Raw genomic sequence first — 14256 nt, forward strand, 5'->3', positions numbered from 1 at the left:
GTCCTGTCTGTCTCGTCCGGCCGGTATCACTACCGGGTCCCCGTCGACCTCTTCCCGCTCCGCGGCGCGGGCCGCCGCCGGAAAGGGCGGGCGGCCCGGCGGGTCCGGGTTCGTGCCGGGTGTACCGCCTTGTCTGGTGCCCCGTCGGCCGCGCGTGCGCGGCCCTCGCGGGCGGCTTGCGATCCTGGTCGCGACGCGGAGCGTTACGCCCCGGCGTGGCCGGCCAGCAACAGCGGGCGGCGGGACCCCTTGGGGCACCCGCCGCCCGCCGCCACTACTTGATGACCTTCAGAACCTGACCCGCACCGACGGTCCGGCCACCCTCACGGATGGCGAACCGCAGGCCCTCCTCCATGGCGATCGGCTGGATGAGCTCGACCGTCATCTCGGTGTTGTCGCCCGGCATGACCATCTCGGTGCCCTCGGGGAGGGTCACGACGCCGGTCACGTCGGTGGTGCGGAAGTAGAACTGCGGCCGGTAGTTCTTGAAGAACGGCGTGTGCCGGCCACCCTCGTCCTTGTTGAGGATGTAGACGCGCGCCTCGAACACCGTGTGGGGGGTGATCGACTTCGGCTTCACGATGACCTGGCCGCGCTCGACGTCCTCGCGCTTGATGCCACGGAGGAGGAGGCCGACGTTGTCACCGGCCTGGCCCTCGTCGAGCAGCTTGCGGAACATCTCGACGCCGGTCACGGTCGTCGTGGTGGTCTCCGGCTTGATGCCGACGATCTCCACGGTCTCGTTGACCTTGACGATTCCACGCTCGATACGACCCGTGACAACCGTGCCACGACCCGTGATCGTGAACACGTCCTCGATCGGCATGAGGAACGGCCGGTCGATGTCACGCTCGGGCTCGGGGATGGACGCGTCCACCGCCGCCATGAGCTCGAGGAGCTTCTCGCCCCACTCCTTGTCGCCCTCCAGCGCCTTGAGCGCGGAGACGCGGATGACCGGGACGTCGTCGCCGGGGAACTCGTAGGTGTTCAGGAGCTCCCGGACCTCGAGCTCGACGAGCTCGAGGATCTCCTCGTCGTCGACCATGTCGGCCTTGTTCAGCGCCACGACGATGTACGGCACGCCGACCTGGCGGGCCAGGAGCACGTGCTCCTTCGTCTGCGGCATGGGGCCGTCGGTCGCCGAGACCACCAGGATCGCGCCGTCCATCTGTGCGGCACCCGTGATCATGTTCTTGATGTAGTCGGCGTGCCCGGGGCAGTCGACGTGCGCGTAGTGCCGCGCGTCGGTCTGGTACTCGACGTGCGCGATCGAGATCGTGATCCCGCGGGCCTTCTCCTCCGGCGCCTTGTCGATCTGGTCGAACGGCGTGAACGGGTTGAGGTCCGGGTGCGCGTCGTGCAGGACCTTCGTGATCGCGGCCGTCAGCGTCGTCTTGCCATGGTCGATGTGACCGATGGTCCCGATGTTGACGTGCGGCTTGGTCCGCTCGAACTTCTGCTTCGCCACTGGTGTCCCTCCAAGGACGGGTGGTGTCGTGCTTGTTTCGTCGCCAGTGGGCTGGCGCTGTCGTCAGTGGTGCCGGCAGCCCGGCCCGGCGGGCCTGCTACTCGCCCCTCGCCTTCGCGATGATGTCCTTGGCGACGTTCTGCGGGACTTCGGCGTAGGAGTCGAACTGCATCGAGTAGCTCGCCCGCCCGGAGGTCTTCGACCGCAGGTCGCCGACGTACCCGAACATCTCCGAGAGCGGCACCAGGGCCTTGACGATCCGGGAACCGCCCCGCTCGTCCATGGCCTGGATCTGCCCACGCCGCGAGTTGAGGTCGCCGATCACGTCGCCCATGTGGTCCTCGGGCGTCGTGACCTCGACCGACATCATCGGCTCGAGGATGACCGGGTCGGCCTTCCGGGCCGCGTCCTTGAAGGCCATGGAACCGGCGATCTTGAAGGCGAGCTCGGAGGAGTCGACCTCGTGGAACTGGCCGTCCCGTAGCGTGACCTTGACGTCGACGAGCGGGTAACCGGCCAGGACGCCGAACTCCATGGCCTCCTGGCAGCCGGCGTCCACCGACGGGATGAACTCCCGCGGGATGCGTCCGCCGGTCACCTTGTTCTCGAACTCGTAGCCGCCGCCGTCGCCGCCGGAGGGCTCCAGGTCGATGATCACGCGGGCGTACTGCCCGGACCCACCCGTCTGCTTCTTGTGGGTGTAGTCGACCTTCTCCACCTTGCGGCGGATGGTCTCGCGGTAGGCCACCTGCGGCTTGCCGACGTTCGCCTCGACGCCGTACTCGCGGCGCATCCGGTCGACGAAGACCTCGAGGTGCAGCTCACCCATACCGGCGATGACCGTCTGACCGGTCTCCTCGTCGGTGCGGACCTGGAAGGTCGGGTCCTCTTCGGTGAGCCGCTGGATCGCGGTGCCCAGCTTCTGCTGGTCAGCCTTCGTCTTCGGCTCGATGGCGACGTCGATGACCGGGGCAGGGAAGATCATCGACTCGAGGATGACCGGCGAGTTCGGGTCACACAGCGTGTCGCCGGTGGTGGTGTTCTTCAGGCCCACCACGGCCACGATCTGACCCGCGCCCACACCGTCCCGGTCCTCCCGGTGGTTGGCGTGCATCTGCAGGATGCGGCCGATGCGCTCCTTGCGGTCCTTGGTCGAGTTGAGCACCGCGGTACCGCTGGTGATCTTGCCGGAGTACACCCGGATGTAGGTCAGCTTGCCGACGTACGGGTCCGACATGATCTTGAAGGCCAGCGCCGAGAACGGCGCGTCGTCGTCAGCCTCGCGGACGATCTCGGTTTCTTCCTTGCCGACCGCGTGGCCGGTGACCGAGCCGATGTCCGTCGGCGAGGGGAGGAAGTCCACGACCGCGTCGAGCATGGGCTGCACGCCCTTGTTCTTGAACGCGGAACCGCAGAGCACCGGGTTGACCTTGCTGGCCACCGTGGACCGCCGCAGCGCCGCCATGAGCTGCTCCTCGGTGGGCTCGACGCCCTCGAGGTAGAGCTCCATGAGCTCGTCGTCGTTCTCGGCGACGGTCTCGACCAGCTTCTCCCGCCATTCCTGCGCGGCTTCGGCGTGGTCGGTCGGGATGTCGACGGTCTCGAACGAGGCGCCCTTGTCCTCGGTGTGCCAGAGCAGGCCCTTCATGCGGATCAGGTCGATCACGCCACGGAAGTCCGCCTCGACACCCCAGGGCAGCTGGATGACGGCGGGCGTCGCGTCCAGCCGGTCGACCATCATGTCGACGCAGCGGTGGAACTCGGCGCCGACCCGGTCCATCTTGTTGACGAACGCGATCCGCGGGACGTCGTAGCGGTCGGCCTGCTTCCAGACCGTCTCACTCTGCGGCTCGACGCCGGCGACGGCGTCGAACACCGCGACCGCTCCGTCGAGGACGCGCAGGGACCGCTCCACCTCGACGGTGAAGTCGACGTGGCCCGGGGTGTCGATGATGTTGATGGTGTGGTCACGCCACGAGCAGGTGGTGGCGGCGGAGGTGATAGTGATCCCCCGCTCCTGCTCCTGCTCCATCCAGTCCATCGTGGCGCCACCCTCGTGGACTTCACCGATCTTGTAGTTCACACCGGTGTAGAAGAGGATGCGCTCGGTGGTCGTGGTCTTGCCTGCGTCGATGTGGGCCATGATCCCGATGTTCCGGGTCGCGGCCAGTGCGGCACGTGCGTCAGCAGCCATGATGAGTTACCAGCGGTAGTGGGCGAAGGCCTTGTTGGACTCCGCCATCTTGTGGGTGTCCTCCCGGCGCTTCACGCTCGCGCCGAGGCCGTTGCTCGCGTCGATCAGCTCGTTCATCAGGCGCTCGGTCATCGTCTTCTCACGACGGCCGCGGGAGTACCCGACGATCCAGCGCAGCGCGAGCGTGGTGCTGCGGCCCKCGCGGACCTCGACCGGCACCTGGTAGGTGGCGCCACCTACTCGGCGGCTGCGCACCTCCAGCGTGGGCTTGACGTTGTCCAGCGCACGCTTGAGCGTGACGACCGGGTCGTTGCCGGTCTTGTTCTTGGCGCCCTCGAGCGCGCCGTACACGATGCGCTCCGCGACCGACTTCTTGCCGCTCAGCAGCACCTTGTTGACCAGGGCGGTCACCAGCGGCGAGCCGTAGACCGGGTCGAYGACGACGGGGTGCTTGGGCGCGGGCCCCTTGCGCGGCATTAGCCCTTCTCCTTCTTCGCGCCGTAGCGGCTGCGAGCCTGCTTCCGGTTACGGACGCCCTGCGTGTCGAGAGCGCCCCGGACAATCTTGTAGCGAACGCCCGGGAGGTCCTTCACACGGCCACCACGCACCAGGACGATCGAGTGCTCCTGCAGGTTGTGACCGACCCCGGGGATGTAGGCCGTGACCTCGATCCCGCTGTTCAGCCGGACGCGTGCCACCTTGCGCAGCGCCGAGTTCGGCTTCTTGGGGGTGGTCGTGTAGACGCGGGTGCACACGCCACGACGCTGCGGGCTCCCCTTGAGTGCCGGGGTCTTGGTCTTCTCGACCTTGTCCTGCCGGCCCTTGCGGACCAGCTGCTGGATCGTGGGCAACGCCGCTCCCGTTCCTTCGTGCCTCGTCGTACTCGCCGGCAGCCATCCCGGATGGCCGGCCTGTCTGCCTGCTGTGTCGCGGTGCCGCTCCTCGCCTGGATGGCACGGAGCGTGAGCGCCGGAGTATCCGTTCCCGACCCACGCGGTCGGGCGTGTCGCGCCCTCTGTAAGTACCGGAAGTCCGATACGTCCCAGAAGGAGCGCGCCTACCCGCCCGACTCTGCCGGACCGAACCCGACTGTCACCGACGGCGGCCTGAGTACCTGACCTGAGCGGTCGGTTCTCGGCGCCACGGCGCCACGTCTGGGCGCAGGACACACGCCAGAGCCACGTGGACTCCGGCCACAGGCGCCAACACTACTCCACGCCCACGTCAAGTGTCGAACGGGGTATCACCCGACGACCACGACAGGCGCGACCGGACGACGGACGTCCTGCCTGCGCCTGGCCGTTGCGCGCTCCACGGACGGACCGGTATCCGCCAACCCGCCGGACCGGTACCGACACAACCGTCCTCCCACCGGGAAAACAGCCACTGCGAACCCTACCGCCGACCCCTCCGGCCTCCACGAACGCCCTGCCGAAAGGCATCCATCAATTCCTCCACCCAAGGCCCCGAGACCGGGAAGCCAGGCGCCGAGGACCAGACCCAGGGCCCAGGACCGGCACTCAGGACGCGGAGCCGGAGCCGAGACTCGACCCGAGGCGGCATCCCCCCCGGCCGCCGCCCCGCCCCGCCCCAGGAAAAGCCCCCCAAAACAAGATCTATTGGCCAGCCAGCCCCCCTTGGACCACGCCCCATGGAGATGTGTGGCGGGTGAGTGAGTCCATGGACTCACTCACCCGCCACACATCTCGCGGGCCGGCGCGGAGCGCCCTGATCTACGGTGGGCTGATTCGGGTGGGGGTGGATGATCCGCAGGGGCGGCGACAAACGAGGATGCCAGGATGGCCAGCACCAGACCGCCCAGCCAGGGCACCGCGCCGGACCAGCCGTCCCCGGCCGACCAGACACCAGAAGACACGCCGTCGCAGACGCTCACCCTGTCGACGGGCCCCACGCTGCCATCAGAAGCTGCGACGCCGGGAACGGAAGCCGCGCCGGTGCAAGAAGCCGCCCCGGCACCGGAGGCCGCCGACACGCCTGTAGCCGGGCCGGCGGCGCTGAGGTCACCGAAGCCGCCGCGGCGGCCCCGACCGGACCGTGCGGAGCTTCTCGCGGCCTATGGGAAGACCGTCCCGGACCTCGTCGGTCCGGAGACCCGGGTGCTGCTGTGCGGTATCAATCCGTCCCTGGAGTCCGGCGCCACCGGATTCCATTTCGGGACGCCCAGCAATCGGCTCTGGCCGGTCCTGCACTTCGCCGGGTTCACCGGGCGCCGGCTGCATCCGTCCGAGACCGAGCACCTACGCGCCCGGGGCATCGGAATCACGAATCTGGTGCACCGCTCGACCGCTCGCGCCGATGAGATCGCTGACGACGAAATCAGGGCCGGTGTGCCGGTACTCATCGAGCTTGTCGAACGGATCCGCCCGGAATGGGTCGCCTTTCTCGGGCTCGCCGCGTACCGCATCGGCTTCGGGCGGCGGACGGCGAAGGTCGGTCGACAGCCGGAGCGCATCGGTCCCGCCGGGGTGTGGCTGCTACCGAACCCCAGTGGGCTGAACGCGCACTACCAGCTACCCGACCTTGTCCGGGTCTACGGCGAACTGCGCGAGGCCGCCTTCGGGCCTGTCACGGCCACCACGCCGACAGCGGGCCCGACCGCGGGTCCTGGGCTCAGGTCCGGACACGGCGGCGGCTGACGGCGGCTGACGGCGACGGCGGTCGGTGGCGCCGGCCGACGCAAACGCCGAACGGCCCGGTGAACCGCGTACCTGCACGGTTCACCGGGCCGTCCCGGTCACAAGAGTCGGACGCCCGAGCCGGATACCCGACACCGGGCGCCTGACGCCAGGCGACGAGCGCCCGGCCGTCAGACACCAGGCCTGGCACCGGGTGCCGGACGAGCGCGGTCACTGCCGCGGTCACCCGGCACCGGAGTCAGGCGCGCCGGCTCAGCGGTAGTCGCCCGAGCTGCGGTAGTCGAACTCGTCCAGCGGGACGGCCTGGCCGGATCCGGCACCGAAGGCGCCGTACTCGACCGAGGCGCCGTCCTCGTAGCCGCTGACCGAGTACATCGCCGCGCGCGCCTCGTCGGTCGGCTCCACCCGGATGTTGCGGTACCGGGAGATGCCGGTACCCGCCGGGATGAGCTTTCCGATGATGACGTTCTCCTTGAGGCCGACCAGCGAGTCCGAGCGGGCGTTGATCGCCGCGTCGGTGAGCACCCGGGTGGTCTCCTGGAAGGACGCCGCCGACAGCCACGACTCGGTGGCCAGCGAGGCCTTGGTGATGCCCATGAGCACCGGGCGGGCCGAGGCCGGCTGGCCGCCGATCTCCACCACGCGCCGGTTCTCGCCCTCGAAGCGGGCGCGCTCGACGAGCTCACCCGGCAGCAGCGTGGTCTCCCCCGACTCGAGCACGTTCACCCGCTTGAGCATCTGGCGGATGATGATCTCGATGTGCTTGTCGTGGATCGACACACCCTGCGACCGGTACACCTCCTGGACCTGGTCGACCAGGTGGAGCTGCACCTGGCGCGGGCCGAGGATGCGCAGCACCTCGTGCGGGTCGACGGCGCCGTCGATCAGCTGGGCGCCGACGTCGACCCGCTCGCCCTCACGGACCCGCAGCCGGGAGCGGCGGGAGACCGGATAGGCGATCTCCTCACTGCCGTCGTCGGGGACGATGACGACCTTGAAGGTCTTCTCCGTCTCCTCGATCTTGACCCGGCCGACGACCTCGCTGATCGGGGCCTTGCCCTTGGGGCTACGGGCCTCGAACAGCTCGACGACACGCGGCAGACCCTGGGTGATGTCGTCACCGGCGACGCCACCGCTGTGGAAGGTACGCATCGTGAGCTGGGTTCCCGGCTCACCGATGGACTGGGCGGCGACGATGCCGACGGCCTCGCCCACGTCCACCAGCTTGCCGGTGGCCAGCGAGCGGCCGTAGCAGTGCGCGCAGACACCCATCCGCGACTCGCAGGTGAGCGCCGAGCGCACCCGCACCGACTCGATCCCGGCCTCGATGATCTGGCCGATGACCACGTCGCCGGCGTCGGCGCCGGCCGGGACGACGACCTCACCCTGGGCGTCCACCGCGTCGGAGGCGAGCGAGCGGGCGTACGCGGAGGTCTCCGCGTAGCGGTCGCGCACCAGCACCCCGTCCGGTCCCTTGCGGGCGATCCGGGTCAGGATGCCGCGCTCGGTGCCGCAGTCCTCCTCGCGGACGATGACGTCCTGGCTGACGTCCACCAGACGACGGGTCAGGTAACCCGAGTCGGCGGTCCGCAGGGCGGTGTCGGCGAGACCCTTACGGGCACCGTGCGTCGAGATGAAGTACTCGACGACGGTGAGGCCCTCGCGGAAGTTCGCCTTGATCGGCCGCGGGATGATCTCACCCTTGGGGTTGGAGACCAGTCCGCGCATGCCGGCGAGCTGCCGGATCTGCATCATGTTTCCGGCGGCCCCGGAGTTGACCAGCGTGTAGACCGGGTTGGTCTCCGGGAAGTTCGCCTCCATGGCCTCGGCGATCTTGTTCGTCGCCTCGGTCCAGATCTGCACCAGCTCGCTGCGGCGCTCCTCGTCGGAGAGGAAACCGCGGCCGAACTGCTTCTCGACCCGCTCGGCCCGCTGCTCGTACTCGTCGAGGATCTGGGCCTTGTTCGGCGGAGCCACGACGTCCTCGATCGCCACCGTCACACCGGACCGGGTGGCCCAGTAGAAACCGGCGCTCTTGAGGGCGTCCAGCGTCGCAGCGACCTGGATCTTCGGGTACCGCTCGGCGAGGTCGTTGACGATCGCCGCCTGCGCCTTCTTGTTCAGCTGGGCGTTGATGAAGGGGTAGCCCTCCGGCAGCGCCTCGTTGAGCAGGCAGCGCCCGAACGTGGTCTCCAGGGTGAACGGGTCACCCGGCAGCCAGTCGGCGGGCGGCGCCCACTCGGCGGGGGGCGTGCTCTCCCGCAGCCGCACCTGGATGCGGGCCTGCAGGTGGATCTCCCGCGCGTCGAAGGCCATCTGGGCCTCGGCGACGCTGGAGAAGAACCGGCCCTCGCCGATCGCACCCTCGGACACCCGGGACAGGTGGAACACCCCGGTGACCATGTCGAGGCTGGGCATGGCCAGCGGACGGCCCGACGCCGGCGACAGGATGTTGTTGCTCGACAGCATCAGGATCCGGGCCTCGGCCTGCGCCTCGGCGGACAGCGGCAGGTGCACCGCCATCTGGTCACCGTCGAAGTCCGCGTTGAACGCGGTGCAGACCAGCGGGTGGATCTGGATGGCCTTGCCCTCGACCAGCTGCGGCTCGAAGGCCTGGATGCCGAGGCGGTGCAGGGTCGGCGCCCGGTTGAGCAGCACGGGGTGTTCGGTGATGACCTCTTCGAGGACGTCCCACACGACCGGGCGGGCCCGCTCGACCATGCGCTTGGCCGACTTGATGTTCTGCGCGTGGTTGAGGTCGACCAGGCGCTTCATCACGAACGGCTTGAACAGCTCGAGCGCCATCTGCTTGGGCAGGCCGCACTGGTGCAGCTTGAGCTGCGGGCCGACCACGATGACCGAACGGCCCGAGTAGTCGACGCGCTTGCCGAGCAGGTTCTGGCGGAACCGGCCCTGCTTGCCCTTGAGCATGTCGGACAGCGACTTGAGCGGACGGTTGCCGGGCCCGGTGACGGGCCGGCCGCGGCGGCCGTTGTCGAACAGCGCGTCGACGGCCTCCTGCAGCATCCGCTTCTCGTTGTTGACGATGATCTCGGGCGCGCCGAGGTCGAGCAGCCGCTTGAGCCGGTTGTTCCGGTTGATCACCCGGCGGTACAGGTCGTTCAGGTCGGAGGTGGCGAACCGGCCACCGTCGAGCTGGACCATCGGCCGCAGGTCCGGCGGGATCACCGGAACGCAGTCGAGCACCATCCCCATCGGGGAGTTGCGGGTGTTCAGGAACGCCGACACGACCTTGAGCCGCTTGAGCGCGCGGGCCTTCTTCTGCCCCTTGCCGCTGCGGATGGTCTCGCGCAGCGACTCCGCCTCGGCGGCCAGATCGAAGTCGGCGAGCCGGTGCTGCAGCGCCTCGGCGCCCATGCCGCCCTCGAAGTACTGGCCGAACCGGTCGCGCAGTTCGCGGAAGAGCAGCTCGTCCGGCTCGAGGTCCTGGACCTTCATGTTCTTGAACCGATCGAAGACCCGGTCGAGGTCGTCGATCTTGCGCTGGGAGCGGTCCCGGATCTGGCGCATCTCGCGCTCGGCCGACTCGCGCACCTTGCGGCGGGCGTCGCCCTTGGCGCCTTCGGCCTCGAGCTGCGCCAGGTCCTCCTCCAGCTTGCGCTGGCGGGTCTCGACGTCGGCGTTCTTCTTGTCCTCGAGCTGCTGCTTCTCGACGCCGATGCGGGCCTCGAGAGTCGGCAGGTCGCGGTGCCGGGAGTCGATGTCGACCTTGGTGATCATGTAGGCGGCGAAGTAGATGACCTTCTCGAGGTCCTTCGGCGCCAGGTCGAGCAGGTAGCCGAGACGGCTCGGCACGCCCTTGAAGTACCAGATGTGGGTGACGGGGGCGGCGAGCTCGATGTGGCCCATCCGCTCGCGGCGCACCTTGGCGCGGGTGACCTCGACGCCACAGCGCTCACAGATGATGCCCTTGAACCGGACCCGCTTGTACTTCCCGCAGTAGCACTCCCAGTCCCGGGTCGGACCGAAGATCTTCTCGCAGAAGAGCCCGTCCTTCTCCGGCTTGAGGGTGCGGTAGTTGATCGTCTCCGGCTTCTTGACCTCACCGAACGACCACTGGCGGATGTCGTCCGCGGTGGCCAGGCCGATGCGCAGCTCGTCGAAGAAGTTGACGTCCAGCAAGACTGTCGCCTGCTCTCTCTTTCTCAGTCGGGACGCTGCCGGGGCCCCCGGGCCGGGGCCTGTGGGCTCCTACCCGGGTGGCACGAGTGGACGGGGGCGGGGGCCCGCCGTGACCGGCCGCAGCCGGTCGGCGCATCCGCCAGGCGGACCCCCCGTCACGTCAGACCTCTTCGACGCTGCTCGGCTCACGCCGTGACAGGTCGATACCGAGCTCCTCCGCCGCGCGGAAGACGTCCTCGTCGGTGTCCCGCATCTCGATGGAGACCCCGTCGCTGGACAGCACCTCGACGTTGAGGCACAGCGACTGCATCTCCTTGATGAGGACCTTGAACGACTCCGGGATACCGGGTTCCGGGATGTTCTCGCCCTTGACGATCGCCTCGTAGACCTTCACTCGGCCGACGACGTCGTCCGACTTGATCGTGAGGAGCTCCTGCAGGGCGTAGGCGGCGCCGTACGCCTCGAGCGCCCACACCTCCATCTCACCGAACCGCTGGCCACCGAACTGCGCCTTACCACCGAGCGGCTGCTGCGTGATCATCGAGTAGGGCCCGGTCGACCGGGCGTGGATCTTGTCGTCGACCAGGTGCAGGAGCTTGAGGATGTAGATGTAGCCGACCGCCACGGGGTACGGGTACGGCTCTCCGGTGCGGCCGTCGTACAGCTCGGCCTTGCCGGAGGAACCGATCATCTGCTGACCGTCCCGGTTGGGCAGGGTGGCGTCGAGCAGGCCGGTGATCTCCTCCTCGCGGGCACCGTCGAACACCGGCGTCGCCACGTTGGTACCGGGCGGGGCCGCGTCGGCGCCGATGCCGCGCAGGCGCTCCTTCCAGCCCTCCGTGCCGGAGTCGACCTGCCAGCCGGTCTTGGCGACCCAGCCGAGGTGCGTCTCCAGGATCTGGCCGATGTTCATACGACGCGGCACACCGTGCGGGTTCAGCACGACGTCGACGGCGGTGCCGTCGGGGAGGAAGGGCATGTCCTCCACCGGCAGGATCTTGGCGATGACGCCCTTGTTGCCGTGCCGGCCGGCGAGCTTGTCACCGTCAGTGATCTTGCGCTTCTGGGCCACGTAGACGCGGACCAGCTCGTTCACGCCCGGGGGCAGCTCGTCGCCGTCYTCGCGGGAGAACACGCGGACACCGATGACCTTGCCGGACTCGCCGTGCGGCACCTTCAGCGAGGTGTCGCGGACCTCCCGGGCCTTCTCACCGAAGATCGCGCGCAGCAGGCGCTCCTCCGGGGTCAGCTCGGTCTCGCCCTTCGGGGTGACCTTGCCGACCAGCACGTCACCGGGCGACACCTCGGCACCGATCCGGATGATGCCGCGCTCGTCGAGGTCGGCGAGGACCTCCTCGGCGACGTTCGGGATGTCCCGGGTGATCTCCTCCGGGCCCAGCTTGGTGTCCCGGGCGTCGACCTCGTGCTCCTCGATGTGGATCGAGGAGAGGACGTCGTCCTGCACCAGGCGCTGGGAGAGGATGATCGCGTCCTCGTAGTTGTGCCCCTCCCACGGCATGAAGGCCACCAGGAGGTTCTTGCCCAGCGCCATCTCGCCGTTGTCGGTGCACGGGCCGTCGGCGATGACCTGGCCGGCCTCGACGCGGTCGCCCTCGAAGACGATCGGCTTCTGGTTGATGCAGGTGCCCTGGTTCGACCGGCGGAACTTCGCCAGGCGGTAGGTGCGCCGCGTCCCGTCGTCGTGCATGACGGTGATGTAGTCGGCCGACAGGTCCTCGACCACGCCGGACTGGCCGCAGACGACCACGTCGCCGGCGTCCTTGGCCGCGCGGGCCTCCATGCCGGTGCCGACCAGCGGAGCCTCGGAACGCAGCAGCGGAACCGACTGGCGCTGCATGTTCGAGCCCATCAGGGCACGGTTGGCGTCGTCGTGCTCGAGGAAGGGGATCATCGCCGTCGCGACGGACACCATCTGCCGCGGCGAGACGTCCATGTAGTCGACCTCGTCCGGCGGGATGAACTCGACCTCACCGCCCTTGCGGCGGACCAGGACGCGGTCCTCGGCGAACGTGCCGTCCGGGTTCAGCGGGGTGTTCGCCTGCGCCTTGACGTGGCGGTCCTCCTCGTCCGCGGTCAGGTAGTCGATCTGGCCGGTGACCCGGCCGTTCTCCACCTTGCGGTACGGGGTCTCGACGAAGCCGAACGGGTTGACCCGCGCGAACGTCGACAGCGAGCCGATCAGGCCGATGTTCGGGCCTTCCGGCGTCTCGATCGGGCACATCCGGCCGTAGTGGCTGGGGTGCACGTCGCGGACCTCGAAGCCGGCCCGCTCCCGGGACAGACCGCCGGGGCCCAGCGCCGACAGGCGGCGCTTGTGGGTCAGGCCGGCCAGCGGGTTCGTCTGGTCCATGAACTGGGAGAGCTGGCTGGTGCCGAAGAACTCCTTGATGGAGGCGACGACCGGCCGGATGTTGATCAGGGTCTGCGGCGTGATCGCCTCGACGTCCTGGGTCGTCATGCGCTCGCGGACGACGCGCTCCATCCGGGCCAGGCCGAGGCGGACCTGGTTCTGGATGAGCTCGCCGACCGTGCGCAGGCGCCGGTTGCCGAAGTGGTCGATGTCGTCGACCTCGTAGTTGTCCGGGTCCTGGCCCGCGTGCAGCTTGACGATGTACTCGATCGTGCGGACGACGTCGTCCTCGGTGAGGACGCCGACGTCGTGCGCGACCTCGAGGGTCAGCTTCTTGTTCACCTTGTAGCGGCCGACCTTGGCCAGGTCGTAGCGCTTCGGGTTGAAGAAGAGGTTCTCCAGCAGGGTCTGCGCCGACTCCCGCGTCGGCGGCTCGCCCGGGCGCAGCTTGCGGTAGATGTCGAGCAGGGCGTCGTCCTGGCTGGAGGTGTGGTCCTTCTCCAGGGTGACCCGCATCGACGGGAAGTCGCCGAAGCGCTCCAGGATGCGGGCCTCATCCCAGCCCAGGGCCTTGAGCAGGACGGTGACCGACTGGCGGCGCTTGCGGTCGATGCGGACGCCGACGGTGTCCCGCTTGTCGATCTCGAACTCGAGCCAGGCCCCCCGCGAGGGGATGACCTTGCAGGAGAACAGATCCTTGTCGGACGCCTTGTCGATCGCCTTCTCGAAGTACACACCCGGGGACCGGACGAGCTGGCTGACCACCACGCGCTCGGTGCCGTTGATGACGAACGTGCCCTTCGGGGTCATGAGCGGGAAGTCGCCCATGAACACCGTCTGGCTCTTGATCTCACCGGTGGTGTTGTTGGTGAACTCGGCGGTGACGAACAGCGGCGCCGAGTAGGTCATGTCCTTGTCCTTGCACTCCTCGACGGAGTACTTGGGAGGCTCAAACCTGTGATCCCGGAAGGACAGGGACATCGAGCCGGAGAAGTCCTCGATCGGGGAGATCTCCTCGAAGACCTCCTCGAGCCCTGAGGTGATCGGGACATCGTTCCTGTCGGCGTCGATGGCCTCCTGGACCCGCTCCGCCCAGATGTCGTTGCCGATCAGCCAATCGAATGACTGCGTCTGCAGGGCGAGAAGATCCGGGACCTCGAGGGGCTCGATGATCTTTGCGAACGAGATGCGGGAGGCGGAACGCGAGGCGGCCAAGGTGGTCCTTCCGGTGGCCTGATCGTGGGGCTGGCGTCGCGGATGTCAAGGATCCGTAAGGGGGTGGTCAGGTGATCAGTGTCTCGCTACGGTTGTGCGGAACGTCGGCGGGGGGTACCCCGGCAATGCGAGGATCCCGAGATGGAGACTGCGTCGCGGATGCGGCAACCAGCCGGGCGGCGACCGCCCGTGCGGACGCCGGCGCGGG

Annotated in this window: 7 protein-coding genes; 1 reads left to right on the forward strand and 6 read right to left on the reverse strand. The window is 68.5% G+C overall.

Annotated elements, in window-relative coordinates; genetic code table 11:
- Nucleotides 1–274 precede the first annotated feature (274 nt).
- The 4 genes from tuf to rpsL all read right to left on the reverse strand — a co-directional run bounded on the left by tuf (nucleotide 275) and on the right by rpsL (nucleotide 4513).
- The gene (tuf, locus tag BBK14_RS27675) at nucleotides 275–1468 is read right to left on the reverse strand and encodes an elongation factor Tu (protein ID WP_020463479.1); all 1194 of its coding nucleotides are present in this window, start codon (nucleotides 1466–1468) and stop codon (nucleotides 275–277) included.
- A 97-nt stretch (nucleotides 1469–1565) separates the two neighbouring features.
- The gene (gene fusA, locus BBK14_RS27680; RefSeq protein WP_071066147.1) at nucleotides 1566–3662 is read right to left on the reverse strand and encodes an elongation factor G; all 2097 of its coding nucleotides are present in this window, start codon (nucleotides 3660–3662) and stop codon (nucleotides 1566–1568) included.
- Between the two features lie 6 nt (nucleotides 3663–3668).
- The gene (gene rpsG, locus BBK14_RS27685) at nucleotides 3669–4139 is read right to left on the reverse strand and encodes a 30S ribosomal protein S7 (RefSeq protein WP_071066148.1); all 471 of its coding nucleotides are present in this window, start codon (nucleotides 4137–4139) and stop codon (nucleotides 3669–3671) included.
- Nucleotides 4139–4513 (reverse strand): 30S ribosomal protein S12, encoded by a 375-nt coding sequence (gene rpsL, locus BBK14_RS27690; protein ID WP_009740532.1) that lies wholly within the window; start codon nucleotides 4511–4513, stop codon nucleotides 4139–4141. Before rpsL ends, rpsG begins: the two co-directional genes overlap by 1 nt.
- 948 nt (nucleotides 4514–5461) lie before the next feature.
- Between rpsL and mug the strand changes: the two genes are divergently transcribed.
- The gene (gene mug, locus BBK14_RS27695; protein ID WP_071066149.1) at nucleotides 5462–6319 is read left to right on the forward strand and encodes a G/U mismatch-specific DNA glycosylase; all 858 of its coding nucleotides are present in this window, start codon (nucleotides 5462–5464) and stop codon (nucleotides 6317–6319) included.
- 252 nt (nucleotides 6320–6571) lie between these two features.
- Here the strand turns inward: mug and BBK14_RS27700 are convergent, their stop codons facing one another.
- Complete coding sequence (locus tag BBK14_RS27700) at nucleotides 6572–10462, reverse strand: DNA-directed RNA polymerase subunit beta' (protein WP_071066150.1); 3891 nt, start codon at nucleotides 10460–10462, stop codon at nucleotides 6572–6574.
- A gap of 160 nt (nucleotides 10463–10622) precedes the next feature.
- Nucleotides 10623–14048: a DNA-directed RNA polymerase subunit beta gene (gene rpoB, locus BBK14_RS27705; RefSeq protein WP_071066151.1), complete on the reverse strand. Its 3426-nt coding sequence runs from the start codon at nucleotides 14046–14048 to the stop codon at nucleotides 10623–10625.
- Nucleotides 14049–14256 lie beyond the last annotated feature (208 nt).

Source organism: Parafrankia soli (assembly GCF_001854695.1).
GTDB classification, from domain to species: Bacteria; Actinomycetota; Actinomycetes; order Frankiales; family Frankiaceae; genus Parafrankia; species Parafrankia soli.